26 protein-coding genes and 1 riboswitch are annotated in these 25,682 nt (G+C 63.8%); of the genes, 8 read left to right on the top strand and 18 right to left on the bottom strand.

The genetic code is table 11. The features are described from left to right. Positions 1–245: 245 nt before the first annotated feature. Positions 246–917, bottom strand: coding sequence for a Hint domain-containing protein (locus ACO2Q4_RS05095; protein WP_423317741.1), 672 nt, complete (start codon positions 915–917; stop codon positions 246–248). Between the two features lie 129 nt (positions 918–1,046). Between ACO2Q4_RS05095 and ACO2Q4_RS05090 the strand changes: the two genes are divergently transcribed. Both ACO2Q4_RS05090 and ACO2Q4_RS05085 read left to right on the top strand, forming a co-directional pair. Beyond that, positions 1,047–1,337, top strand: coding sequence for a hypothetical protein (locus ACO2Q4_RS05090; RefSeq protein WP_423317739.1), 291 nt, complete (start codon positions 1,047–1,049; stop codon positions 1,335–1,337). A gap of 482 nt (positions 1,338–1,819) precedes the next feature. Continuing rightward, positions 1,820–2,860 carry a hypothetical protein gene (locus ACO2Q4_RS05085; protein WP_423317737.1) on the top strand — a complete coding sequence of 347 codons (1,041 nt, stop codon included), beginning with the start codon at positions 1,820–1,822 and terminating at the stop codon, positions 2,858–2,860. Between the two features lie 225 nt (positions 2,861–3,085). On the opposite strand, the gene ACO2Q4_RS05080 is transcribed toward ACO2Q4_RS05085, so the two are convergent. After that, entirely contained in the window at positions 3,086–4,198 is a 1,113-nt protein-coding gene (locus tag ACO2Q4_RS05080) for an NAD(P)/FAD-dependent oxidoreductase (RefSeq protein WP_423317735.1), read from the bottom strand. A gap of 408 nt (positions 4,199–4,606) precedes the next feature. Beyond that, positions 4,607–4,753, top strand: a riboswitch (FMN riboswitch). Between the two features lie 74 nt (positions 4,754–4,827). Between ACO2Q4_RS05080 and ACO2Q4_RS05075 the strand changes: the two genes are divergently transcribed. Beyond that, the gene (locus ACO2Q4_RS05075; protein ID WP_311759324.1) at positions 4,828–5,307 is read left to right on the top strand and encodes a 6,7-dimethyl-8-ribityllumazine synthase; all 480 of its coding nucleotides are present in this window, start codon (positions 4,828–4,830) and stop codon (positions 5,305–5,307) included. A 153-nt stretch (positions 5,308–5,460) separates the two neighbouring features. Continuing rightward, positions 5,461–5,799, top strand: a complete 339-nt coding sequence (locus tag ACO2Q4_RS05070) for a hypothetical protein (protein WP_395132140.1) — start codon at positions 5,461–5,463, stop codon at positions 5,797–5,799. A gap of 72 nt (positions 5,800–5,871) precedes the next feature. On the opposite strand, the gene ACO2Q4_RS05065 is transcribed toward ACO2Q4_RS05070, so the two are convergent. The 8 genes from ACO2Q4_RS05065 to ACO2Q4_RS05030 all read right to left on the bottom strand — a co-directional run bounded on the left by ACO2Q4_RS05065 (position 5,872) and on the right by ACO2Q4_RS05030 (position 13,431). Continuing rightward, the gene (locus tag ACO2Q4_RS05065) at positions 5,872–6,903 is read right to left on the bottom strand and encodes an MBL fold metallo-hydrolase (RefSeq protein ID WP_423317732.1); all 1,032 of its coding nucleotides are present in this window, start codon (positions 6,901–6,903) and stop codon (positions 5,872–5,874) included. Then, entirely contained in the window at positions 6,891–8,618 is a 1,728-nt protein-coding gene (locus tag ACO2Q4_RS05060; protein ID WP_423317730.1) for an ABC transporter permease, read from the bottom strand. Before ACO2Q4_RS05060 ends, ACO2Q4_RS05065 begins: the two co-directional genes overlap by 13 nt. A 6-nt stretch (positions 8,619–8,624) precedes the next feature. Beyond that, positions 8,625–9,593 (bottom strand): ABC transporter substrate-binding protein, encoded by a 969-nt coding sequence (locus ACO2Q4_RS05055; protein ID WP_423317728.1) that lies wholly within the window; start codon positions 9,591–9,593, stop codon positions 8,625–8,627. Next, complete coding sequence (locus ACO2Q4_RS05050) at positions 9,584–10,729, bottom strand: ABC transporter ATP-binding protein (RefSeq protein ID WP_423317726.1); 1,146 nt, start codon at positions 10,727–10,729, stop codon at positions 9,584–9,586. The genes ACO2Q4_RS05055 and ACO2Q4_RS05050 overlap by 10 nt, the downstream gene beginning before the upstream one ends. 218 nt (positions 10,730–10,947) lie before the next feature. Continuing rightward, positions 10,948–11,685: a calcium-binding protein gene (locus ACO2Q4_RS05045; RefSeq protein WP_311759330.1), complete on the bottom strand. Its 738-nt coding sequence runs from the start codon at positions 11,683–11,685 to the stop codon at positions 10,948–10,950. Positions 11,686–11,788: 103 nt separating this feature from the next. Next, entirely contained in the window at positions 11,789–11,935 is a 147-nt protein-coding gene (locus ACO2Q4_RS05040) for a hypothetical protein (RefSeq protein ID WP_423317723.1), read from the bottom strand. A 204-nt stretch (positions 11,936–12,139) separates the two neighbouring features. Then, complete coding sequence (locus ACO2Q4_RS05035; RefSeq protein WP_423317721.1) at positions 12,140–12,895, bottom strand: anti-sigma factor family protein; 756 nt, start codon at positions 12,893–12,895, stop codon at positions 12,140–12,142. A 44-nt stretch (positions 12,896–12,939) separates the two neighbouring features. Continuing rightward, complete coding sequence (locus ACO2Q4_RS05030; RefSeq protein ID WP_311759333.1) at positions 12,940–13,431, bottom strand: RNA polymerase sigma factor; 492 nt, start codon at positions 13,429–13,431, stop codon at positions 12,940–12,942. Positions 13,432–13,493: 62 nt separating this feature from the next. Here ACO2Q4_RS05030 and ACO2Q4_RS05025 point away from each other — a divergent pair, with 62 nt between their 5' ends. Together ACO2Q4_RS05025 and ACO2Q4_RS05020 are read left to right on the top strand one after the other, a co-directional pair. Then, positions 13,494–14,870, top strand: a complete 1,377-nt coding sequence (locus ACO2Q4_RS05025) for a S8 family serine peptidase (protein ID WP_423317719.1) — start codon at positions 13,494–13,496, stop codon at positions 14,868–14,870. A 234-nt stretch (positions 14,871–15,104) separates the two neighbouring features. Then, a complete protein-coding gene (locus ACO2Q4_RS05020; protein WP_423317717.1) occupies positions 15,105–15,479 on the top strand; it encodes a hypothetical protein in 375 nt (124 codons plus the stop codon). A 26-nt stretch (positions 15,480–15,505) separates the two neighbouring features. On the opposite strand, the gene ACO2Q4_RS05015 is transcribed toward ACO2Q4_RS05020, so the two are convergent. The 7 genes from ACO2Q4_RS05015 to ACO2Q4_RS04985 all read right to left on the bottom strand — a co-directional run bounded on the left by ACO2Q4_RS05015 (position 15,506) and on the right by ACO2Q4_RS04985 (position 22,449). After that, positions 15,506–16,417, bottom strand: a complete 912-nt coding sequence (locus ACO2Q4_RS05015; RefSeq protein WP_423317715.1) for an NAD-dependent epimerase/dehydratase family protein — start codon at positions 16,415–16,417, stop codon at positions 15,506–15,508. A 26-nt stretch (positions 16,418–16,443) separates the two neighbouring features. Beyond that, positions 16,444–17,409, bottom strand: a complete 966-nt coding sequence (locus ACO2Q4_RS05010) for a mannonate dehydratase (RefSeq protein WP_311759337.1) — start codon at positions 17,407–17,409, stop codon at positions 16,444–16,446. Between the two features lie 22 nt (positions 17,410–17,431). Next, positions 17,432–18,502, bottom strand: coding sequence for an ABC transporter ATP-binding protein (locus ACO2Q4_RS05005; protein WP_395132111.1), 1,071 nt, complete (start codon positions 18,500–18,502; stop codon positions 17,432–17,434). Positions 18,503–18,516: 14 nt separating this feature from the next. After that, positions 18,517–19,260: a ribonuclease activity regulator RraA gene (locus ACO2Q4_RS05000; protein ID WP_311759339.1), complete on the bottom strand. Its 744-nt coding sequence runs from the start codon at positions 19,258–19,260 to the stop codon at positions 18,517–18,519. A gap of 77 nt (positions 19,261–19,337) precedes the next feature. Beyond that, positions 19,338–20,612, bottom strand: a complete 1,275-nt coding sequence (locus tag ACO2Q4_RS04995; RefSeq protein WP_311759340.1) for an ABC transporter substrate-binding protein — start codon at positions 20,610–20,612, stop codon at positions 19,338–19,340. Positions 20,613–20,648: 36 nt separating this feature from the next. Then, the gene (locus tag ACO2Q4_RS04990) at positions 20,649–21,491 is read right to left on the bottom strand and encodes a carbohydrate ABC transporter permease (RefSeq protein WP_395132106.1); all 843 of its coding nucleotides are present in this window, start codon (positions 21,489–21,491) and stop codon (positions 20,649–20,651) included. Between the two features lie 16 nt (positions 21,492–21,507). Then, positions 21,508–22,449, bottom strand: coding sequence for a carbohydrate ABC transporter permease (locus ACO2Q4_RS04985; RefSeq protein ID WP_423317711.1), 942 nt, complete (start codon positions 22,447–22,449; stop codon positions 21,508–21,510). A 156-nt stretch (positions 22,450–22,605) separates the two neighbouring features. Here ACO2Q4_RS04985 and ACO2Q4_RS04980 point away from each other — a divergent pair, with 156 nt between their 5' ends. Next, positions 22,606–23,376: an IclR family transcriptional regulator gene (locus tag ACO2Q4_RS04980; RefSeq protein ID WP_311759343.1), complete on the top strand. Its 771-nt coding sequence runs from the start codon at positions 22,606–22,608 to the stop codon at positions 23,374–23,376. 257 nt (positions 23,377–23,633) lie between these two features. Then, complete coding sequence (locus ACO2Q4_RS04975) at positions 23,634–24,779, top strand: Hint domain-containing protein (protein WP_423317709.1); 1,146 nt, start codon at positions 23,634–23,636, stop codon at positions 24,777–24,779. A 217-nt stretch (positions 24,780–24,996) separates the two neighbouring features. Here the strand turns inward: ACO2Q4_RS04975 and ACO2Q4_RS04970 are convergent, their stop codons facing one another. Then, positions 24,997–25,593, bottom strand: coding sequence for a TetR/AcrR family transcriptional regulator (locus ACO2Q4_RS04970; RefSeq protein ID WP_423317707.1), 597 nt, complete (start codon positions 25,591–25,593; stop codon positions 24,997–24,999). Positions 25,594–25,682: the final 89 nt, after the last annotated feature.

Raw genomic sequence — 25,682 nt, 5'->3', positions numbered from 1 at the left:
CCTTTCCACCTCAGTGGAGAATAGCGATGTCGTCCGCACCCTGACGGCGGAGTCTGCGCTGCGATGCTTGTCGAACGCCTGTTCCGGGAACGCCGCCGCGCAGCATTGGCAGGATGCGACCGTCAGGTATGGGCCGGGCCTTCCCATCCTCGGTCAATGCCGCCGACCTCCTCCAAGCCTACCAATTGCTGTTCTGCAGCATCTCCCTCGGAACCCGTTGCGGACGGTCGGGCTTGGCGTCGGATTCATTCGTGGCGCAAGGGGTGAGTGTTCTCAAGCATCCGTTCCGGGATATCGCACCGAGGTTGCGGAACCGCGGGAAGGCGTCCGCTCGCGATCGCCCGCTTCACGAACTGAACTGTCCTGAATGGCAGGGCCGGATCACCATAAGGCTGTGCCGGATCGTCGGCAAACCCACCACTCACCGACAGGACAATGTTCCTGTCGCGCGCAGGCAGTTGTTCCAGCATCCAGCGGCCGGGCCAGAACGTCTCGGCAGCCAATCCTTCTGCCCGGATGATCGCATGCGAAGCCGTGAGCAGCGTTACATAGCGAAGGCGCGCCACGCCCCGGACGTTCCGAACGCCCGGCAACGCGAGCAGGGACTTTGCCGGTGCCAGCACCGGTCCCTCTCCAAGATCGATAACGATGCGATGCTGGCGCGACAGCACTAAATCACGCGTCGGCAGGCCAGGTCCCAGCGCCCCGGCCGCAATCACGATCGGTCGCCTGGGATCGTCCCGACCAAGGAATTCGATCAGGCGCTGACCAATCCATCTTATCGCGGTTACTCCGGTCGCGGTGCTGATCAGGTCCCCTACCCTCAGCGTTTCGACCGCGCGCTGACCGTCGGGAGTATTGACCAGCGTACCCTCGGCAAAGCAAGGAAACCTGGGCGAGACATCCGCGAAATCCAACCGTCCGTCGTTATCGCCAATGGCCGCATTGCCGATATCGCTTTCTGGAAAGGTGTATTCGATAAAGGTGGGCGGCCCGCTCTGAATGTGCGCGCTGCTGTTCAGGTAAAGGATGAAGCCATTGTAGGCATGCGTTACATCTGGAATATTAAGGCTGATCTCGAAGCCGCCGGGAAAGAGAAATGTATACTCATCTCCCGACGCAAGATTATTGAAAACATCATGGCGCGGAACGGCCTGTTAAAGCAATACCGCGCCACTATCGTCAGTGATGGTGACAAATTGGCCGTTGGCGAAATGTTCCTCTCCGTCCGAGACCTGGGTGACGGTGACGGTGTAGATCTCGTCTGCATCGCCCACGGGGGCCACATCAAAAGCCGTAAGCTGAGTTTCTTGTCCGTTTCCGGACCACCTCACTGAGGTAAATCCCAGAAGTTGATCGCCTCGAATGGTCAAGGTTACAGTGGGCATCTGCGGTTCACCTAATCTCTAGGTTAACAACGGCAATTCCGGGCATGGTAGATCCCGTATATTAATTCCCGCAAGGGGGAACGGATTAGAGGTGGCGTATTATGAAACCGACACGGTGGGGTATTCCTCTACCTGTCGGAGAGATTCATATTTTAATTGAAATCCCAGATTGTTTGTTGGCCCGCAGCGACAAGGGAGGATCAATTTTGGGCACTGGCCTGCTTCCGCTGTGTCGTGGCCTCATTCGCAACTGCTTTACCGCGGGTCTGTCGCGGATCATGCCGCCGCAGGACTTGGATTGCGGATGCTGGCAGAAATGCACAGAAGGCCACGTGTGACTTCTCGCCAGAGGGTGTTGACCCAGGCGCGAAAACCACAGGATGTCGGCGCAGCGCGATCGTGAGTGGAGTTATTTGCATGGATGCGTTCGTATGAGCGACCCCAGCCTGCCCCCGCTTGACCAGGATGAGCAGATCCTGCTGACGGGCCGCGCCAGCTTCAGAGCTGGCGAGGTTCGCAGGATTTTTCTCGTCTTTACCGTGCTTTGGCCAGTGTTTTTTATTGTGATGACCGAGACCTTGAGGATGCGTGGAGGATACCTGCCGCCGTTGGCAATAGCGATAGTGACCGGCATCCTGTTGCTGTTCGCGTTTATGATCCTGACGCCTGCCGTCTGGCTAATGAATCGAGGGCGGATCTGGGCCGTCACAAACCAGCGTATTATCGACAATAAAGGCCTGGTCCTCGCGGTCTCGCGCATTGACAGGATTGGGCGCAATGGCGTGATACGCAGCGACGGCATCCCTCCCTTTGCTCTGTCAGGCGCGGATCCCGCGAGATTGCGCGAAGTCCTGCAGCCCTTTCTGGCGAAAGGCCGAGAGAAATTCGCATCGGTCCTGCCATCGGGTATTCCTGACGGTCTGCCGCATCCTTCTGCGTCGCGCCACGCGTCCTTTTGGTCGTCAGAACTGCAACCTGGTGAAATCCTGCTGTGGGCAGGCCGCTCTGGTCGATTTTGGCCGATCCTTCGTGTCGCATTTTTGCTTTCGATCGTGGTGGCCAGTCTTTTTGTGCCGTCCCAGACAATGGTGGCAATTGTTCTGCTGATCTTCTCGATTGCGGTATCGATTAGCATTGCACGCCCCCCGCGGTTTGAGATCACCGATCGCCGCGTCTTGGTCGCAGCGCTGCGCCTGCAGCGCATCTCGCGCATCGGAACCAGCGCAAGGCAACTGCCGATGTCGGGGGCCAGCTTCATCGTCGATTGGACGAGCGTGTCGATTTATGAAGCCAGTCGCGGCGCGGCCACTCGATTTGTCGTGATGAAAGAATTGTCGCGCGCCGACGCAAAGGCCGTGGAGCGGGTATTGTTCGCACTCATCCCGCGTCACGCGGCACAGGCCTATCATCCACCACCGCTGCCAATATCTGCGGACGCCGTTTCAACGCAGAAGCAGATCGGTCGCCTCTGATCGAATAAGTTTTAATGTCCGCATAGGTATTGGCCTCAATCCGGTCTGCGGCAAGAAGGCGGATACGATCGGTAAGGAAGATATTCAGAGCCCAAAGCTGCCAGTCGTCATGGTAACTGCCGCTTCAAAGCGCTGCTCCTGCGCGTGAACGCGTCACAGGCTATCGGCGGCAGTTGGGCCAAGACGGGGCGCGACCGGGTATCGCAGGGACCAGGGACTGGCGCGTCAGCGCATCGCCGCTTTCAGCCTTGCCGCGACCAGATCCCCCAGAAAAAGCGACGAGGTAAGGCCGGGGCTTTCGATGCCGAACAGGTTCACCAGCCCCGGCACGCCGTGGATCTCGGGCCCCTGCACCACAAAATCCTGCGCGGGTGCCCCCTGTGGGACGATCTTGGGGCGGATCCCGGTATAGCCGGGTACCAGCGCGCCATCGGCCAGGTCGGGCCAATAGCGGCGAATGGCGTGGTAGAACCCCTCCTCGCGCCCCGGATCAAAGCTGTAATCCGGGCTGTCGACCCAGCTGACATCGGGGCCGAATTTTGCCTGCCCGCCCAGATCCAGCGCCAGGTGCACGCCAAGGCCGCCGGGCACCGGCACGGGATAGATCAGCCGCGAAAACGGCGACCGTCCCCGCAAAAGGAAATAATGACCCTTGGCGAAAAACGCGCGCGGCACATGCGCGGGATCCAAGCCCGCGAACGCGCCTGCCAGTTGGGGCGCGAAAAGTCCCGCGGCATTGACGACGGAACGCGCCCTCAGCGTCACCGGATCGACCCCCATGACATCCAGTTCGATCCCCGCCGCGGTGATCCGACCGGATCTGACCGGACTGTGAAAGGAAAAAAGCGCACCATGCGCCTCGGCATCGCCTTGCAGCGCCAGCATCAACCCATGACTGTCGATTATTCCCGTCTCTGGCGAAAGCAGCCCCGCGACGCAATCCAGCGCAGGCTCCATCACCCGCAAGTCACGTGCCGCAAGCAAGCGGATGTTCTCGACGCCATTTGCTTCGGCCCGGGCATGGATGGCGGCAAGTTGCTCCGCCTCTGCCGCATCCGTGGCCACGATGATCTTGCCGCAGCGCCGGACGTCGATCCCCCGGTCTTCGCAATAATCGTAAAGGCTGCGCCGACCGAAGACACATGCCCGAGCCATCAGGCTGTCACGGGGATAGTAGATGCCCGCGTGGATGACTTCGCTGTTGCGTGAGGATATTCCGGTTCCGATGGTTTCTGCTGTCTCCAGCACAAGCACCTCGCGGCCGGCCATGGCAAGCGCGCGGGCCGCGGCCAGTCCGACGACACCTGCACCGATCACCACGCAATCGACATCTTCCATGATTGCCCCTGAAGCATCGCCCACTTTCATGAACCAGTCAGAATCCGCATTTTTCCGGCGACCACAACTCCCAGCCCTGATCGCGCTTGGGCTGTGTGTCATGGTCTCGGCTCGCGCACATTAGACGCTCCGCCCCTGCCCCGGTCTCGCGCACCGACAGGCCGAAGGCTTGGTGGCTTTTTGCCACGTGGCCGAGGATGCCTCTATCCACATTTCCTGGGGATAAATCAGTGTATAGACCTATCCGAACGCCTGCATTGCAGCGCCCCCACGGGCCTGCCTAAATATCGGGCATATCGCGCGGTAACGGCCCGGTGCTCAGGAACATCCCACCCGCATCAAGGCGGGGCCATTGAACGCGGTGGGCTGCAAAAGCGGTTGCAGCGGCGCGAAAATGTCTCAAACTGGGCCAGTTCTCAGGGCGGGGCGGAAATCCCCACCGGCGGTAAGCAGGACGTTCTGCAAGCCCGCGAGCGCCTTCCGGTTCCGGAAGGGTCAGCAGATCAGGTGCGATTCCTGGGCCGACGGTCATAGTCCGGATGAAAGAGAACATGTTCGCAGCCCCTTTCCGGGGCTGGGAGTGTGTGATCGCCTTGGGTGACGTGTCAGGCAGACCAAGGAGTGACCACATGACACAGACCCCCAGCGCTTGGGCGCCCAGCAGCCCGGTTCTCAATCCCGCAATCCGTTTCGCCTTCATCAAGGCCAACTGGCATTCCGATGTCGTTGATCAGGCCTTGAAAGGCTTTCTGGAGATCATCCCCGAAGCACATGTCGATGTCTTTGACGTCCCCGGCGCGTTCGAGATGCCCCTTGTCGCCAAGAAGCTGGCTGGCTCGGGTCGTTATGCCGCGGTGGCGGCGGCGGCGCTGGTCGTGGACGGCGGCATCTATCGTCACGACTTCGTGGCGCAGGCCGTGGTCAGCGGCCTGATGCAGGCCGGGATGGAGACCGGGGTGCCGGTCCTGTCGGTGTCCCTGACCCCTCATCACTATCAGGAAGGCGGGGACCATCACCGCCGCATCTTCGCCGAACATTTCGTCGGCAAGGGCCGCGAGGCAGGCGAGGCCGCCCTGAGCATCTGGCAACTGCATTCGGAACTGGCCTGATATCTCGCACTGTGGACGGCCCGGCCGTCCACAGATGCCGCCCTTTTCGTGACGGGCACGGGCGGCCGCCGGGTTTGGTCCCGGCTGTTTTGCAGGCGCGCCCGGGGCATGCAGGTGTACACTGGCAGCGGATCAAGATCGTGGAGGTGGCTCATGCCCCGGTTCCTTGCTGTCTACACCATGAAACCCGAAGACTTTGCCCGTTTTCGAAGCCTGCCCAAGTCCGAGCAGGATGCCATCGATGCGGTGGGGGTCAAGGAATGGGCCGCTTGGGAAGAAAGGAACGCCGCGGCCATCCTCGACCGTGGCGGCATGGTGGGCAAGACCACGCGCATCACCAAAGACGGCGTCACCGATGCGGCGAACCCGTTCTGCGGCTATCTTGTGATCGAGGCCGAGACCGCCAAGGCCGCGGCGCTGCTGTTCCGGGACCATCCCCATATCACCGTTTTTCCCGGCGACGGCGTGGACATCATGCCCTTCGTGACCTGACCCTTGTGCGGGGCGGCATCCCATGATCGCGCCGGGCCTGATTTCGGACGACCGACATCAGCCGGGACAAGGTCAGGAGCTTTCCCGACCCGTTCCCCAGACGCCGGCCAGTGCTTGCGCGAGGTCAGGGGCGTCGTCCAATGCGCCGAAGGCGGGGACCAGATGCCTTGCGCGCGTGATCCCGGCCAGCCAGATCTGGTCACGGGCGCGGGGATGCACGTTCCAGTTCCGCCGGGTGGCGCGGCCATCGGCGATCAGCCCCGCCGCCGCGCTGCCGGGGGCGACATGGCCGGTCAGGATGAAGCGCCATCCGCGTGCATCGGCAATCAGGCATGACATCAGATCGCCCGGCCGCTCGGTATCGGCGACGATGATGACATCGCCGTCGCGCGCCTCGGATGGGGTGGCGATCACGCGCAGGGCGGGCAATGCGCCCTGCATTTCGGCGCGGATCTGCGGACAGACCACGGGCGACAGCCCAAGGGCGGACAGATGTCGCGCCATATCCGCGCCACGTCCAAGGATCGGCACGGGCAGCACCGTGCCGGGTGTGATGCTGTCCGCCAGCGCCTGCACCTGATGGGCCAAGGGCTGATCCCGGTCTCCATAGGAAAGATCGGTGATGACCAGATCCGCCGGTGGAGGGGGATCAAGGGGCAGGATCTCGGATTCCCGGCTCCAGTCCCCCATGTAAAGCGCCCCACCCTCTTGCGGCAGATGCAGCCACAAGCCGCCCAGGGCATGCCCGTCGCGTCCGACCGTGACAGGCAGGTCAAGCAGTCGCGCCGGGCCCCGAACCGGCAAGTCGTGGCAGGCTTGGGGCGGCAGATGCAGGCCCAGCAGCGGCAGGGCGTCAAACGTCGCGCGGGTCGCAAAGACCGGCGGGCGCCCCAGACCTGGCCAAAGGTCGATGGCCCCGACATGATCGATATGCGCGTGCGACAGAAAGATCGCGTCGATCGGGCCGATACCCGCCAGGTCCGGGCGCTGGCCCGGCCGCGGCCCCTCGCCCAGATCCAGCAACAGCCGCCGCCCCGCGATCTCAAGCAGGAAGGCGGCGGGGGCTTTCCCGCCAAGGCCACTGAATGCCGTCAGAATTGCCATGGCAGAACGCCCTTCGGCAGAAAACGGGACAGGATCGTCGATAGCAGCATCAGCACCAGCACGCCAAGGATCATCAGGCAGCCGACAGCGGCAGCAAGGGTCGATGCCCCGCCTTCCTCAAGGAAGATGATCATCGGCCCTATGGTGCGCGTCCCCGAGGAGATCAGCAGGATCGAGGTCTGGATCTCGTTGATCGCGGTCATGAAGACGATCACGGCGGCGGCGATTGCGGTGGGCGCGATCAGCGGCCAGATCACATCGCGCATCCGGCGCAGGAAACCCGCACCCGCGACGCGCGCAGCCTCTTCCAGCGCGCGGTCGATCTGGGCGTAGCCGGACAGCACGGGGCGCAGGGCCAGTGCGAAAAACCCCGCGACATAGGCCGCCAGGATGATCCAGGGCGTGCCATAGATCGACAGGCCGATCCCCGGCAAGGGGCGCAGGAACAGCAGGATCATGGCGACGCCAAGCGTGATGCCCGGCAGCGCATAGGCGGCTTCGGACCCGAAATGCAAAAGCCGCACCAATGGCCCGCGCCGCCATGTCAGGAAATAGCCAAGGAAGACCGAGGCCAGCATCAGGAAACCCACCGTCGCCAGCGTCAGCCACAACGAGGTGACGAAGGCGTCCCGCAGCGAGACCTGCTGGAACAGCGCCGAGACATAGTTCTTCCAGGTGATGGTCTCTGCCGTCAGCGGCAAGCCGTAGGCAGTGACCAGCGAGGTCTGCAGCAGCGCCGAAAACGGCAGCAGCAGCGACAGGATCAGATAGGCCCACAGCATCGCGGCGACCGGAATTCCGGCCCGACCCAGGGGCAGCATCAAGGGGCGACTGCCCAGATCGACGCGGGTATCGTTGCGCTCGCCCATGCGGGCGGTCAGCAGGACGCCCGCCACGGTCAATGCGGTCAGGACCAGCGACAGCGCCGCCATGTTCGGCAGGGCGCTTGGGCCCAGCCCGTTGATCTGCTGATAGATCTGGGTGATCAGCGTCGGCACGCGGGCCGGAATGCCCAGCATGGCCTGAATGCCGAAATTCCCGATGGCCGAGACAAAGGCAAGGCTGGCCGCAGCCACCATGCCACCGCGCGCCAAGGGCAGGATGACCGTCAGCAGCACCCGGACCGGACCGGCCCCGGCGGCCCGCGCCGCCTCGGCCAGATCCTGCGGGATGCGGCGCAGGCTGGCCTGCAGCGCCAGATAGACCAGCGGCGCGTTATAGATGCCCAGCAGCAGGATGATCCCGGCCCGCGAGTACAAGGGATGTCGCGTGCCCGCCTCCATCGACAGGCCAAGAAGGCCCAGGACCGGGCTCGTGGGCGAAAAGGCCTGGATCCAGGCCATGGCCGTCACTTGCGGAGGGATCATCAGGGGCAGCACAAAGGCAAAGACCAGCGCCGATTTTCCCTTCAGGTCGGTCTGCACCATGATGACCGCGAAAATCGCACCGACCAGCAGGGATACCAGCGTCGAAGCCAGCGATATCTGGATGGTGTTCCAGATCGCGGCCCCGGTCTGTGGCCGCGAGAACAGCTTTGCCAGCCGCTCGGCCGCGAACACCCCGTCGTCAAGCAGGGCGGCCTGAGCCAGCCGCAGCATCGGCGCGACCGAAACCGACAGGATCAGCACCGCCAGCAGCGCCAGCGCGACCCCTTCCGAGGTCAGGCGGAAAAGGGGCGCGCGCGGCGCCCCCTTGCGGTGACAGATGGCGGTCATTCCGGATCAGCCGCCGAAGATTTCGGTGAACCTTGCGCGGGCCTCGCTGTCCTCGGCGACGGCGCGATCGGCATCCAGCGGCAGCAGCTTGATATCGGCCAGCGCGGGCATCCCCTCGGGCGAGGCAACCCGCGGATCGACCGGCATGTAACCCTGTTCGGCGGCCAGTTTCTGGCCGTCCTCGGACAGGACGAAGCTGACGAAGGTCTGTGCCGCCTCGACCTGATCGGTGCCGGCGATGATCGCCACCGGCTCGGTGAAGAAGGTAGCGCCTTCGGTCGGATAGACGAACTCCACCGGCGAGCCTGCCTTCTTGGCGCGCAGCACATCGGCGTCGATGTTGACGCCATATTTCATCTGCCCCCCGGCCACCGCCTTCAGCACCGGGCCGTTGCCGCCCTCGGGGACCACGCCAAGCGCGTTCAGGCGCTCGTAATAGCCCCAGCCCTGGCTGGCATCCTGCAGCAGCGAATGCATGTGAACCAGCGCCGCGCCGGAATAAAGCGGGCTTGGGGCCACGATCTGACCGGCATTGGCATCCTGGAACAGGTCGCCCCAGCCGGTGACGGGGGCAGCGATCTGGGTGTTGTAGACGATCCCGGTGGACGAGATCTTGGTGCCGAAGAAGGTCTTGTCGGCGTCGTACATCAGCGGGTCGATGTCCTTGACCGGGGCGTCGGGCCAGGGCAGCAGCAGGCCCTGTTGCTTCAGCGTGCCCAGGTTGATGCTGTCGGCGACCAGCAGCACATCGGCCTTGATGCCGCCGGCCTGCTGCTCGGCGGTCAGGATGTTCATCAGCTGCGACGTGCCGTTGCGCATCCATTCCACGGTGATGTCGGGATGCTTGGCCATGAAGGCGTCGACGGTCTGCTGCGCGATCTCGGGCGATTGCGAGGTGTAAAGCGTCAGCGTGGTCTGCGCCGAGACCGCGGTCGCGGAAAGCATCAAGGCAAGGGCAGTGACAGTCAGGCGCATTGGAATTGCTCCGTAAGATGCGATGAGAAAGAAGGGCCGGGCGCCGTGCCGGGGGCATGGCTGCCGGAAAGCGGAATGGTCCAGAGGTCGCGGAACACCAGATCAAGGATTGCGCCCGGCTCGGGGGCGGCGTCCGTGTCGGGCAGCATCATCGGCAGGCGCAGGCCGGGATCCGCCTCGGGGCGCAGGTCATAGGACCAGCCGCCACCGCGATAGGTCCGGGCGGTGACACGGGCGGGGATGCCGGCCTCGCCCGGACGGGCGGGCAGGATATCGACCGGATGGGTCGAGGCCACCGCGAGCGGCCGGGCGACCTCTCCGGCATGACAGCGCAGCCGGACACGCGCGCCCAGCAGGTCCGCCGTCGCAAGGCCGTTCCCCATCGGGCGCAAGCCCTCGACCGGCAGCACCAGCCCGTCCCCGATGAACCCCGCGACCGTGGCGTCGGCGGGTTCGCGGTATAGTTGCCGGGGGCTGGCGCATTGCAGCAGGCGGCCTTTGTCCATCACGGCGATGCGGTCGGCAAGCGCCATCGCCTCGGACTGGTCATGGGTGACATAGACCAGCGTCGCGCCGCTTTCCCGGTGAAAGCGGCGGAACTCCTCCTCCATGGCGGCGCGCAGATGTACGTCCAGATTTGCCAGCGGCTCGTCCAGCAGCACCAGATTGGATCCTGCGGCCAGACAGCGCGCCAACGCGACCCGCTGGCGCTGCCCGCCCGACAGGTCCGCCGGGCGACGCCCGGCAAAGGGCGTCAGATTGACGGTGTCGAGCGCGCGCGCCACGCGGGCCTCGCGCTCAAGCCGCGGCAGGCGCGCCACCTTCAGCGCATAGCCGACATTCCCAGCCACGGACATATGCGGCCACAGCGCGTAATTCTGGAACACGATGCCGATCCCGCGCCCTTCGGGCGGCACCATGACCTTGCCGCCAGCGACCTGCCGGTCGCCAAGGCTGATGCTGCCTTCATCGGGGCGGTCAAATCCCGCAACCAACCGCAGAAGCGTGGTCTTGCCGCAGCCCGAAGGGCCAAGCACCGCCACGAACTCGCCCGCCGCGATGTCAAGGTCGATGCCGGACAGAACCCTGGTCTCGCCATAGCTCCTGCCGATGTTCGACAGCCGCAAACCCGTCATGCCGCGCTGCCCCTTTCCTGCCATTGCGGCGCGACAGATGCAGGCGCGCCATGACAGCAGGGTGGCCGTTCTGTAAATTCTTGATGAACCTTGCGTTTCGGATGCCACGCCGCATGGAAGAAGGGCGGCCCCTGCAAGGGCCGCCCGAGTGACACCGGATGGCGATTTTTGCCACCGGCAGGATGCAGGGGGTGGTCGGCACCCCCTGCCCCGATTGCTCACCAGTTGAAATCGTCGCCGCCAAGCTGGTTCAGGCGGGTATCCTCGATCACCAGATGGTCGGTCCCGGCCCGGATCACGACGTCGTTTCCGACCTGACTGGCCGCGGCGCGCACGTCCGTCCAGCTGTCGAAACGCGCATAGGCCGAAAGGTCGATCGTGTCCTCGTCCCGCTCGAAATCGGTGACACGGTCGCGTCCGCCGTTCCAGACGAACACATCCGCACCCTCGCCCCCCGTCATGGTGTCGTTCCCGGCGCCGCCATTCAGGGTGTCATTGCCCTCATGCGCGACGATGCGGTCGGCCCCCGCCTCGCCAAACATGCGGTCGTCGCCTTCGCCGCCATAGATGATGTCATTGCCTGCACCTGCGCGGACGGTGTCGTTGCCCTCGCCCGCGCTGATCGTATCGCGGCCCGAACCGCTGACCGACAGGTCGTTGCCCGAGCCAAGCGTGATCGAGTTGTTGCCGCCACCGGCGCGGACGATGTCATTGCCTTCGCCGGCATTGATCACGTCATTGCCGCTCAGCGCGTCGATCACGTCATTCCCCGAGCCGCCATTGACGCGGTTATGGCCCTCGCCCGCATTGATGCGGTCATTGCCCTCGCCACCGTCGATGGTGTCATTGCCGCCATGTCCAAGGATCGTGTCATCGCCGGACATGCCAAGGATCCTGTCCGCAAGGTTGGTGCCGTTCAGGCGGTTGTCGTCGTCATTGCCACGGATATTGGCCATGGTTGCTCTCCGTCAGTCTGGAATGGACCGGCATGAACGGCGGCCTTTTGACCGCGCTCCGCATCCCGGCTGCCGGTTCGGCCGGTGCGGAATTCAGGCGCCCTCAGACGCGCTGGCGATCCGCCAGTCGCTGGCCGGGACGCCGCATGACCGAGGCAGGGCCGATCCCGCGTTCACCGGCCGGGCGCACATCCCTGAGCGGCAGTGTTTCCCCGAGGCCCGTGGGCGCAGTCAGAACGGTCGGTGTCATCTCATCCCCTTTCGGTCGTCTGCAGGGGATACGCGCGGGAGGTGGCAACTATTCCCGCCCGGTGCAAAAAAATACGAAAAAGGCGGCCACAGCCGCCGTATGAGCTTGAGAAAATTGGATATTTTGCCGGATGTTCAGCGCGCCCAATTGCCGGGGCTGGGGTCAAATCCAACCGTGGGGGCCGACGCCGCGGCACCCACGGGCCTATTCCCGCAGGGCGGCGGCCTCCTCCTCGGGGGTCAGGGGGGCTGTGGCGCCAATCGCCGCGATGGCGTCGTCCATGCTGCCTTGACCCGAGGCCGGGCGATAGTCCTGCCCCGCTATTTCGGGGACCGCCGCATGGCGCAGGGTCCAGCCCGCGGCCTCGCGGCAGGCCAGAACCGCGCGCTGCGCAGTCTCGTATTCGCGGCAAAGCGCCCCATCCAAGCCCCGGAACGAAGCGATCATCGCCAGTTCGCCGCCATCATCCGAAGCCTGCACCTGCCCCGAGGGCAAGGCGTCCAGCGCCGCCAGCTCTGCCGGGCTGAAATCACGCGGGGCGGGCGCGTCCGCCCATTCCCACCACCCCAGCCCGATCGCAACAATAGCGGCAGAAGCGACAGCCGCCAGCCAGGGCCTGCGATTCAGGTTTGCCGGTCGCCGCGGCGCACGGGCGGGCGCGGTCAGCGGCGTGCCCCCGGACGGCAGGACCGGGCGTGGGCCAGCGGCATGGCTGGCGGTCGGGGAAGGCACGATCCGCGTCGGGGCGGCGGTGGCGGATCTGCGGATCATCGCGGCCAACGGGTCTTCGCCCTTCGGGTCCGCACGCAGCCCGGACAGCAGACGCCGGGTTTCCTGAAATCGGTGCAGCCGGGATTGCAGTTCGGGATCGGCGGCAATGGCGCGGCGCAGCTCCTCGGCCCGTGCCAGGTCAAGCTCGCCATCGGCCAGCGCCATCAAGGTTTCGTCGTCGATCTGCATGGGCCCGTCCTTTCCGCCATCCCCGGCCGTATACGTCCCGCCGCTCATGTTATTCCCAGACGTTCGGAAAGCGCCAGCCGCGCGCGCGACAGCCGGCTCATTACCGTGCCGATCGGGATGTCCAGAATGCGCGCGGTTTCGGCATAGGTCATCTCCTCCACACAGACGAGATGCAGGATCTCGCGCTGTTCGGGGTGCAGCTCGGCCATCGCCGTCTCGACATTGCGCAGCATCAACCGGGCCTCCAGCGCGGGGGTCGGGTCGATGGGTAGGGCTTCGGGCATGTCATGGACGTCCAGTTGCACGCCCGCGCTGCGTTGCCGCCGGGTCTGGTCGATGAAGCCGTTGCGCATGATGCGGAACAGCCACGGCTCCAACCGCTGGGCCGGGTCATGGCTGCCGGCATTGGCGATGGCGCGCTCGACCGTTTGCTGAACCAGATCGTCGGCCTGATCGGCGCGACGCGTCAGGGACAGCGCATAGCGCCGCAGGTTGGGCAAAAGCGCGATCAGCGCCTCGGCAAAAGCCGCGTCCATTCCACCTCCCTGCGTCAAAAAAAAGACGAAGCCGGGGAATAATAGAGGGTGCAGAACGTAGAATGTCCAGAAACCCCTGGTCGGAGGACCTGATGCCGCGCCACCCCTTGCTGTTGCTGGCCCTTGCGCTGGCCGTGATCCTGGCCGACCTGAATCCGCAACAGCCGGGCCGGGGCCCTGCCGCCGCATGGGCCGATGACGATGATGACGACCGGGGGGACGATGACGACGATGACGACGACGCACCCCTGCGCCGCCGCCCCGCGCCGCAACCCGTCGTCCGCGTCGCCCCCCTGCCCCAGCTGGCCCCGAACGAGGTGATCGCACGCGGCCTGTCATCTGCCGATCTGCGGGTTCTGCAGGATGCGGGATTCCGCGTGCTGCGCAGGGTGGCGCTTGCCGACGGCGCATCGCTGCACCGGCTGCGCAAGCCCGACCGCATGTCGATGCAGGAAGCGCGCGCAACGGTGCGTGACATGGGCTCGGCCAATGCGGCGGATTTCAACCATTTCTACCGGCCGGGCAATGCCGCGCCCGCCTGTTCCGGCGCGGACTGCCCGGCCCGCCAGATGATCGCATGGCCCGCGGATACCTCCGGATGCGGCGGCCCGGTGCGGATCGGCATGGTCGATACCGGGCTGAATGCCGATCACGCTGTCCTGAAGGATGCCCGGATTGCCGTGCACCGCATCGATCGGGGCAAGGGGACGCGCTCGGATGCGCTGCATGGCACCGCAGTCGCGGCACTGCTGGTCGGGCGGGCGGACAGCCGTTCCCCCGGCCTTGTGCCGCAGGCCGAACTGGTCGCCGTCGATGCCTTTCACAAGCAGCGCGAGGATGAGCGCGCCGATGCTTTTGCCTTGGTCGAGGCGCTGGACTATCTGAGCGCGCAGCAGGTCGACATCGTCAACCTGTCGCTGGCCGGCCCCCCGAACGAGGCCCTGCGCGCCCAGATCCAGCAGATGGCCCGGCAGGACATCGTGCTGGTCGCGGCGGCAGGCAATGGGGGACCGGCGGCGAAACCGGCCTTTCCCGCCGCCTATGAACAGGTCATTGCGGTCACTGCGGTCGATCGGCGCGAACAGGTCTATCGCCGCGCCAATCGGGGCAAACATATCGATCTGGCAGCGCCGGGTGTGAATGTGTGGACCGCGGCCTCGATCAGCGGCGCGCGGACCAAGACCGGGACGTCATTCGCAGCACCCTTTGTCACCGCCGCCGCCGCTTTGCTGCTGCAAGCCGAGCCGCAGTTGACCGCGTCCCAGGTCCGCGCGCGCCTGCAGCTGGGCGCCCGCGATCTGGGCAAGGCCGGGCTGGATGAGGTCTTTGGTCACGGGCTGGTTCGTCCCATTCCGGCCTGCACCAGCCCTGCCGGTGGACCTTCACGGCACGGGCAGGCAGCCTCGGCCATGCCAGCGGACGGATCGGGGATGAGGTGATCCCGATTGGGGTCACGCGCCGGTTCGTGTGTTCCTGAGATGACCAGACAGCAGATTGATCGCTGCGCCAGAAGTCTTCAGACTGCTGATGATCGTTGATGTCCATCAGGAGGTTTCGGATGCCTCGCATCCTGGCTGCGCCCCATTGCAGGGAAGCCGTCCTGCCTGCAAAAGCGAACGATATTCCCCGTCCGCCGCCAGAGCGCGGCCCCAACCCCCCGGCCGACTGATACCATGAGCTTCTTCGACGATCCTTGGACCGATCCGACCGATCGAGATGCCTTCAGCCTGAGCTTTGTTCCGCCGCCCACGGTCGCGGCGGTTGCGGCCGAAGGGCTTGCCCTTCGTGCGCGATTTGGGCGGGGGGGAACGGCGGTCGGGATCGCCCGCGCCGAGGGGCTTGCAGGACGCTCTCCTCTGCAAGCGGCCGAGATGCGCGTGATCGCGGGCTGGTTCGCCCGACATTCCAAGGTCCGCCGCGCGACCGGATGGGCCGACCCGGAAAAGCCATCGGCCGGCTGGATCGCTTGGCAATTGTGGGGTGGAGACGTTGGGCGCGCCTGGGTCGAGGCAGAGCGGGGTCGGTGGCTGCCGTTATGCACCGGATGACCGTGCCCCAAAGATGAGTCCTGTCCCTAACCGGCGGGCATAATCTGGGCGAACAGGTCGTCTTGCGGGTGGTAGCCGATCGATTCCGCCCCGCGCGCCAGCGACCAATCCATTCCCTCGTTTGCCGATACGCCATTCACGACAATGCTCGCCTGTGGCCAGCGGTCCGCTCCCGCTGATATGGCAGCCAGTATCAACTGCCGAAAATCCGCGTTCGACAGCCACATCCCGCGAAACCAGCGCTGATTTCGCGCATCATCGGGACCGGCATGGGCGTGCGCGGTCGTGCCGCTGCCATGCGAGCCGGTGGCGGTAATGTGGTTCGGATCGTTCTCGCCCGGCAATATCCACCCGATCCGCAGCGAGATCGCGGACATGCGCCCGTCCGACCCTGCCGCAAGACTGGCAAGGAAACGCTCTCCCATCAGCTTCGAGGTGGCATAGATCGTTGAATCGACAAGTCTCTGCCCGTCATGCCAGTGGGTTCCGGGTGCCGGAGGAAGGTCGTCGCGCAGACCTCCGGGGGCAAGCGCCGCTGCCAGATCGCCGTCCTTGTAGCCACCCATGACATGATTTGAGGAACCGAAGATCACGCGCGAGACGCCGTTGGCCGCAGCGCAAAGCCCCAGATTGACGGTGATGTCGAATGACGCGGTGGCGTCCTGCCAGCTCGCATCGGGATACGGATTGACGGCAGCGAAATGCAGGACGCAATCGACGCCCTGCATGTGCTGCCGCCACGACCCATCGGCACGGGTCAAGTCGGCAAGGACGGCCTGAAGCCGGGGGTGGGCGGGAAGATCCGGGGGCAGTTCCGGCCAGTAAAAGCCGATGACCCGGCTGCACCACTCGGTAGCAAGCAGCGCCTCGATCGCCTTGGCGCCAAGATTGCCGCCAGCGCCCGTGACCAGCACAACCCGTTCCTGTTCGTTCCGCATTCCAACCCCCTTCCCGACCCGGCCGGTCAGTCGCGATAGACCACTTCCTGGATGCCCCGGATATAGCCGATGGCATAAAGGCGACCAAAGGCCGAATAGCCCGCGTCGTCATTGCTGTCGCCTTCGACAGTGGGAACATGGTCCGGGCGCAAGACGCCATCGAAACCGATATCGCGATAGGCCTGCATGCAGGCGACCATGTCGGTCTTGCCCGCGTCATGCCACGTCTCATGGAACTTGGTCGGCACGCCTTCGACATCGCGGAAATGAACGAAGCTGATCTTGTCGCCGAATTTGCGGATCGTCGCGGGAAGGTCATCCGTCATCAGGGTGAAGTTGCCCTGACACATGGTGATGGTGTTCCGCTCGGACGGGATCATCGCCAGCAGACGTTCGAAATTAGGAACCGTCCGCATGATCCGGCCCACGCCACGGATCGGCGAGGTCGGCGGGTCATCGGGATGCATCGACAAGGTCACACCGGCCTTTTCCGCCACCGGCATCACCCGGCGCAGGAAATATTCCAGGCTTTCCCACAGCGCCTCTTCGCTGATCGGCGGCTGATCGGTCAGGTCCTCGGGCACCTGCGCCAGATCAAAAGCGGTGACGACCGAGCCGCCGCGGCTGGGTTTGGCGAAATCGGTGCGCAGCCAGTTGAAATCCGCCATCCACTCGTAGCACCAGACCGGGATGCCCAGCTTGCCCATGTTGACGAGCAGCTTGCAGACCTCGTCGATCTCTTCATCCCGGCCGGGCAGGCCACGCTTGGCCTTGTTCAGCGGCGGGCGGGATTCGATGACGCGCAGGTCGAAGCCGGCCTCGTTGTAGCGTTCCTTGACGCGGGTCAGCGGCCCGAGGTCGCAGGAGGTCTCGCCCGCATGGATCAGGTCTTCGGGGGGCAGGCCGCCCACGGCAAGGTTGACGCCTGCCTGCTGCGCGAGGCGCCAGATTTTGTTCGGCGTTGGCGCGATGAATTCGGCGATCTGGATCATGATGTCTCCGTAGGAATGGATGTCAGGCGGCCCGAATGGCCTTGCTCTGAGCATCGAAGAAATGTGCGCGCGCAGGATCGTAGGCCAAATGGATCACGGATCCCTTGCGCACCGATGTCTCGTTGTCGATCTTGGCGACCAGCACGGCGCCATTGCCGATCTCGACATGGACGATGGCCTGTTCGCCCAGACGCTCGACATTGGTGACGGTGCCGGTGAAGGCGGCCTCGGATTGTGCAACCTCGCGCAGGTGTTCGGGGCGGATGCCAAGTTGCAGCCCCTTGCCCGAATTGCGCGCATGATCCGGCAAGCCGATTTCCCCGCCGCCCGGAAACCGGATGCGATCCCCCGAGCTTTCGACCGGGATCACGTTCATCGCGGGCGAGCCGATGAATTGCGCGACGAAGACATTGGCCGGGCGGTGGTAAAGCTCCATCGGGCTGCCCACCTGTTCGATCTGCCCGGCATTCAGCACGACGATGCGATCTGCCAGGGTCATCGCCTCGGTCTGGTCATGCGTCACATAGATCATCGTCGTGCCGGGCATCGCGTCCTTGAGGTTCGCGATCTCGATCCGTGTCGCGACCCGCAAGGCGGCGTCTAGGTTCGACAGCGGCTCGTCGAACAGGAAGACGTCGGGATCGCGGGTGATGGCGCGGCCAATGGCGACGCGCTGGCGTTGACCGCCGGAAAGCTGCTTGGGCAGCCGGTCCAGATAGTCGGTCAATTGCAGCATGGCCGCCGCCTTGTTGACCTTGGCGTCACGCTCGGCCTTGGGGATCTTTGCGAGCTTCAGGCCGAATGCCATGTTATCGCGGACCGTCATATGCGGGTAAAGCGCATAGGACTGGAACACCATGGCGATCCCGCGCGCATCGGGGGGAACCTCGTTCGCCCGCATGCCGCCGATATCCAGCGTGCCGTCCGAGATTTCCTCAAGCCCCGCAATCAGCCGCAGAAGCGTGGATTTGCCGCAACCCGATGGGCCGACAAAAACGATGAACTCACCGCTTTTGATGTCGAGATCGATCCCCTTGATGACCTGATGGCCCCCGAAGGTCTTGCGGATCTGGCTCAGACGGACATCTGCCATGACATGCCCCCCGTTCAGCCGTGGCTTGCCTGCGCGGCGCGCCAGGCTTCGTATTCGCCGCGTGCGTCGTCGCGAAGGGGGTAGTATTTGCGCAGGTCCGCACCTTCCAGCAGCTTCATGCGGGTGAATTCTTCCCATTCGACGTGATGGGTCGCGCGCTCCAGCAATTCCTGCGCCATGGCGGCTGGGACCACGACCGCGCCATCGTCATCGGCGATGATGATGTCGCCGGGATAGACCAGCGCCTCGCCACAGGCGATCGGGACGTTCACCGCAAAGGGAATGATGTTGGTCTGCGTGTGATAATTCGGCGTGACGCCCTTGATCCAGTAGCCAAGGTCAAGGTCAAGGCATTGGGTCGAGTCCCGGATGCAGCCGTCGATGATCACGCCCTTGCCGCCCTTGCCCGCGAAATAGCTGAGCATCATCGAGCCGAAGATCCCGCTTGTCATGTCGCCGCGCGCATCGACGACGATGATGTCGCCCTCTTGCGTGTGGTAAAGCGCATGGCGGTGCAGCTGCGCCTCAGGGTCGTCATACTCGTTGGCGCCGTAAATATCCTCGCGCTTGGGCATGAATTGCAGCGTCAGGGCCGGGCCGGCGATCGAACGCCCGCGCGTATAGGGCACCGGCCCGCGAAGGAAGGTGTCGCGAAGTCCCATCTGGTTCAACTCGCCGGCGGCGGTCGCGCTGCCCACCTTGGCAAGCGCCTCGCACAGGGCACGAGGGGGGCGATTGATGTCAGGGGTATGGGTCACTGTCTTAATCCTGAGAGGGGTTTTCGGGGTATCGCCTGCGGCGGTTCCCGCCCGGTATCGAGCGGGAACCCGGAGGGTCACTCGACCTTGAGTTCTTCGATCTTGGCGGCGGCCCAGGCCACGGCATCCTCTGGCGTCTCGCCATCGACCAGCACCCGCTGGATCGACTGGGTCACGACCTTCGAGGTGCTGACGGTTGCCGCCCAAGCGGTGGGGGGACCGGCAAAGCCATCCACGACCCCGTTGCGCGCCATCTCGTCAAAATTGGCGAAATCGGGGTTTTCGGCAAAGAGCGGCATGGATTTCGTCATGTCGGGATAGATCGGGATCCAGCGGCCGCCGACGGTTTCGATGATCTTCTGGTAGTTGTCGGGCTTGAAGAAGTAACGCAGCCACGCTTTCGCGTCGTCCTGACGCTCCGACTTGTTGCTGACCATCCACGAGAAGGTCGACAGCAGCGTGGCCGAGCGGCCCTTCTCGCCCGGTCCGACCGGCATCGGGATCAGGGCGGTATCGGCCAGAAGGTCCTGATCGTTATCCTTGAGCCAGCTGTAGACGCTGGGCGGGTTCATGATGAACGCGGCGCGCCCGGTCTGATAGGCGGTGTTGTTGCCGGCATCGTCCCAGGTCAGGGTCGAGCGCGGGATCGTGCCTTCGGCGAACATGTCGGCGATGTACTTATAGGCCGCGACCGTCTCGGGCGAATTCCACGTCACCTTGGTCCCGGTCTCGTCGAACATCTGGCCACCGAAGGACCAGACCACCATGCGGGCCATGGTCTCGGCATCATTGGCCTCGCTGGTGGGAAGACCGAAAGCCGTGATCGCCGGGTTCTTGGCCAGGATCGCCTGCGATGCGGTGCGCAATTCGTCGAGGGTCTTGGGAAGGCCAAGCCCGACCTCCTCCAGCAGGTCCTTGCGCGCGAACATCGGGACCACGTCGACTTCCAGCGGCAGGGCCATCGCCTTGCCATCGCGCATCACCGAAGGAACGGTGCTTTCGTAGATGCCACCGTCCACCGCGCGCATCTCGGCCAGAATGTCGTCCACCGGCTGGGTCACGCCGAGCTTGGCGAAGTACTGCACCTGCTGGCCGACATTCATGAAGACGTCGGGCATTGCATCGCCCTGAATGGCCGCGGCAAGACGCTCGTTCAGGACGTTGGCGGGAACGATGCTGTATTCGACCGAGATGCCGCGTTCGCGTCCGAAGTCCTCGGCCATCTGGGTGATCAGGTCATCGGCCTGCTGGTTGAACGCCTGGATCGCCCAGATCGTCAGGTCCTGCGCATGGGACATCGCGGGCAATAGCAGCGCGACCGAGGTCGTCAACGAGGCGATAAGCTTCTTCATGTATTTTCCTCCTCCAAACCATTGAATTGCTGGGGATCACCCCTTGACGCTGCCCGCGGCCAATCCCTCGACGATGTAGCGCTGCGCGACGATGTAGATGACGAGAATGGGAATGATGGCGATGACCGAGCTGGCCATGAGCTGGCCCCAGATGAAGGTGTCGCCCATGATCAGGCCGTTCAGACCGGCGGTGAAGGTCTTGGTCTCATTCGAGTGGACAAAGACCAGCGCATACAGGAACTCGTTCCAGGCATGGGTAAAGGCGAACAGCGCCACCACCGCGAAGCCCGGCGTCGCGATCGGCAAGATCACCTTCAGAAGCGTCTGCAGGCGGCTTGCGCCATCCATCCGCGCCGCCTCGTCCAGTTCGGCGGGAATGGTGCGGAAATAGCCGATCAGCATCCATGTGCAGAAGGGGACGGTGAAGGTCAGATAGGCCACGACAAGGCCCGTCTTGGTGTTCATCAGACCCATGGATTGCAGGACCAGAAACAGCGGGATGAACAGCAAGGACGGCGGCAGCAGATAGGCCGTGACGATGGTGCGCGCGGCAATCGCCTTGCCCTTGAACCGCATCCGCGCCACTGGATAGGCGGCAAGCGCCCCCACCACGGCCGAGATGATGGTGACCGCCACCGCGACCTGCGCCGAGTTCCAGACATAGCGGATGAATTGCGAGCCCCAGATGCTGGCCTCGAAATTCGACCATGTCAGCTTATGGGGATAAAGCGTTGGCGGATAGGCATAAATCTCGCGCGAGGTCTTCAGCGAGGTGACGACCACCCAATAGATCGGCGCCAGTGCCCAGATCACCGAGAAGCCCACGCCAAGCGTCGTGAATATCCGGCGCGCCGTCTTTTCCGATTTCGAACGGACCATTCTCTCCCCTCCCTTTTCAGTTCTCGTCCTTCAGCATGCGGCGGGTCAGCAGCACGATGAGCATCAGGAAGACCGGGATGACCGAGACAAGCACGGCGGCGCCTAGGCCAAGATTGCTTTGCGCAATGCCGTAGTGATAGGCCAGCGTCGGCAGGATATGGGTGCGCATGGCCGGCCCGCCCCCGGTCAGGACATGGACCATGTGGAACGAGTTGAAGGTCCAGATCGTCGACAGCATCACGGTGACGAAGATCACTTCCTTCATCTGCGGCAGCGTGACCGAAAAGAACCGGCGGATCGGCTTTGCCCCGTCGATGGCCGCGGCCTCGTTCAGGTCGGACGGGATCGAGCTGAGCGCGGCCAGAAACATCATCGTGAAGAACGGCAGGCCGTGCCAGATCATCGCGATGCCGATGGACCACAGGCCCCAACTCGGGTCCGACAACCAATAGATCGGTTTGTCCGCCAGCTTCAGGGACATCGCGAGATAGGACAGGACGCCCGCCTGCTCGTCAAAGATCCATTTCCACGACAGGCCCGCGATCAGGCCCGGAACCGCCCATGGCAGAAAGGCAAGCGCGCGGATCAGTCCGCGCATCGGCATTGGTTGCGACAATGCGACCGCGCAGCCCAGGCCCAGCACCAGCTTCACCGCGACAACGCCCAGCGTCAGCACAAGCGAATTCCATGCCGCCCGGATGTAATGCGGGTCCGAGAAGAGCTTCTTGAAATTCGCGAACCCGACATAGGCCCCGCCCTGCCCGACCATCTGGTTCGAGAAGGCGGTCGAGACCCCGTCCACCATCGGATAGGCCACGAAAGTGGCAAAGACCGCCGCAGCCGGAGCAAGGAACAGATAGGCGACAAGCCAGTCCGGCCGGTGCTTTCTGACGCGACGCGGCAGCGGTGGCGCGGTGAAACCGTCGGGCAAGCCCGCGGCCAAATTCTCTTTCGTCACGACGCGGTCCTCCCCGACAGCGGCCTTCTGGTTACGCGCCTGCTCGCCCGAGCGGCCCGCATCCTCCCTCGCCTCGCAATCTTCTAAGTTTCATATTTGACACTTTGAAGTTCACATTGTAAACTTATAAAATCGTGAACCGCGAGCTGTCAAGCCATGTCCGACGAGAGTGAACTGTCTGCAAACCGCAATCCGGCCATCGAAAAAATGATGGCGATCCTGACGGAAATAGAACGGCAGCCCAATGGCTTGCCGCTTGGACGTGTCGCCGAGGCGGCGGGCGTCACGCGCTCGACCGCCTATCGCATCCTGAACTCGCTGCTGGCGCATGACATGCTGCGCCAACTCGACAATTCGCATTTTGTGCTGGGAAGCAGGCTGCTGAGCCTCGCCGATTCCGTGACCGTCGGCGCCTTGGGAACAAGGGTCGCGGCCGCCGCCCAACCCGTCATCGACGAGGTCAGCCGGACGCTTGGCGAGACGGTGAAAGTCTCGGTCTGCGATCGCGGGCAGATCGTGGTCGTGGCCGTAAGCCTGGGCCGCAAGGCCCGCGCCCTGCAGGCACAATTGGGGGAACACCTGCCGATCCACGCGGGTGCCGGCAGCAAGGTCTTGCTTGCCCATCTGTCCAGAGAAGAGATGGAACGCGTTCTTGGCAGCAAGCTGCCGACCTATACGGAACGCACGCTGAGCGATCCGGGTGAACTGTTGTCAGAGCTTGAAAAGGTCCGCCAGCAGGGCTGGTCGAAAGATCCCGGCGAGTTCGACCTTTCGGTGCGCGCCTACGCGGCACCGATCCGAAACCGGCAAGGGCTGGTGGTCGCGGCCCTGAGCATTCCGTTCTTTGCCGATGTGTCGCAGGATTATGAGGCAGCGTTGCTGGATGCCGCCCAGACGGCCGCGCAACGCATTTCCGACATGCTGTAGCAATGTGATTTCGGGTTTGGACCTTGCCTTCTTCGGGATGCAGGCTTGACCCGGCAAGATCAATCAAATGGGCCAAGTATCTCTGGCTATCTGAATGCGTCCCTGAATCGCCGCTGCCGGGTTCAACATCTCCGGCGTGGATCGCCGTCAGATCATTGGGAAGCGCGGTCTATTTAGGGTTGTATTGACCTCTTGGCATGCCATGCTTCCGTCCGAAGCGCGACTTTCCTTTCCTCCTCCTCAGCAAAGGGTCTGAAATGGCAACTTTCAGCGTCTCTCCCGATTCCATTGCAAGCGGCACCATCCAACAAGAAGATGGCAACACGGTCGTCTCGCCGGACAACCTGCCGATCCATGACTTTCTGACAAGTCAGGGGCTCGACAGCAGCCAGGCAACCGTCGTTATCACCATCTCGGATGAGCACATCGTCGATACCGAGGATCTGGACGGCGACGGAGAGCCTGACGCCTATGTGCCCAATGGAACGCCCTTGGCCGGCTTCGAGATTGACGTCTATGGAGATGGATCACTGGTCTACACGGTCCTTCCCCAGAACCCGAACCAAGGGACGCTCAGCACCAACAATCAGGTCAGCGGCAACGTCAGCAGCTTCAACGGCGGGTTCCACATTTATGACGCCGATGGGCTACAGGTCGGCGAATTGAGCGGAAATCTTTACCTTTCCAGCGATGGGGGCTTCACCGCGGGGGAAAACAAGGTCGTCGCACCGCAAGACAATGGCGGCTTCGTGATCGATGATCTGGCAGTCGTCTGCTTCACGCGGGGGACGTGGATCGAAACCCCGGCCGGACCAAGGCGGGTTGAGGATCTGTCCGTGGGCGACCTGATCACGACCCTGGATCACGGCCCCCAGGCAATTCGATGGATCGGGTCCAAACGGGTTGTCGGTGCGGCTTTGGCGCGGATGCCGAATCTGATTCCGATGCGCATTGCTGCCGGCGCCTTGGGTTCCGGCCTGCCGGCGGCCGACCTCATTGTCTCGCCACAACACCGCGTATTGCTTTCCTCTGGCATCGCACGGCGAATGTTCGGTTCCGAGGAGGTTCTGGTGCCTGCGAAGAAGCTCGCCTCCCTTCCAGGGGTGACGCAAGAAGCGATCGGAGAGGTGGAATACTTCCACATCCTCATGGACAGGCATGAGATCGTGATCGCCAACGGAACCCCGACCGAAACATTGCTGACGGGACCGGTCGCGCTCAGGTCGGTTGGGGCCGAGGCCAGAAGAGAGATCCTGGCGCTGTTTCCCCAGCTCGCCGTGCCGGGATATCCCACCCAGCCGGCGCGCCGTATTGCCGAACCAGGACGCGCGGAAACGCTGGTGAAACGTCACATGAAGAATGAACGGCATCTGGTTGCAGGATCAACCTTCTCTGGCAGATAGGCCAAACCTGACAGGCGGCTCAATCGCGTGGGATCACTTCGGCGCCTGCCAGATCGGTGTCGAGGGTTGCTTGCAACCTTCGACATGCGTCGAAGCGCGCATCGCCATGACGTTCGCATCGGGTGCGCGACCGTCGCCCAAGGGCCGGGCCCGTCGAGCCTGCGAACGCGCGAATTGCGGCGCGGGTGACGGTGGGCAAAGGCGCAGCCGCCTGCAGCTAACCTTGCCCCTTGGGCCACATCCCTATCGCCATGTTGACGATCTGGATCAGTTCCTGTCGTGACGCGCCGCCTTTGGCCTGGACGGCGATCCCGGTCGCAACGGTCATCACATAGGCTGCCAGCGACGATGCGGTCCAGCCCGGCGGCAACTGGCCGGCCTGCTGGAATTCCTCGAACCGTGTGGCGACATCGGCCTGAGCCCGCCGCCTCTGCCTTGCCATTTCCTGCCTCAGGGGTTCGGATTCCGGTCCGGTGGCAAGCGCGCCCTGCACCATCAGACAGCCTTCCGGGGTATCCGCACCGGACACAAGATCGACCTCACCCATCAGGATTGCCAGCGCCACCTCGCGGGCCGAAGTCTTCGCGAATGCCGCGTCATAAAGTTTCTCGCCGTAAAGATCATAGCAACCGACCGCCTTCATGAAGAGGCTCTGCTTGTTTCCGAAGGCGTTGTAGAGGCTGGGCACGGTCATCCCCATCGCCTTGGCAAGCATGGAAATCGACGTCCCTTCATAGCCATGTCGCCAGAACAGGTGCAGCGCGGTTTCCAGCGCCTCGTTCTCGTCGAACAGTCTCGGGCGTCCTCGCGACAATTATATAGTCCTCGCTAGAAAAAGATTGACCGGGCGGGTCATCGAATTATTATAGTGATCGATCCAATTATCAAGCGGCGGCGCCCCGG

Source organism: Paracoccus sp. KR1-242 (genome assembly GCF_049446195.1).
GTDB classification, from domain to species: Bacteria; Pseudomonadota; Alphaproteobacteria; order Rhodobacterales; family Rhodobacteraceae; genus Paracoccus; species Paracoccus broussonetiae.
This window is presented reverse-complemented; position numbering and strand designations above follow the sequence as displayed.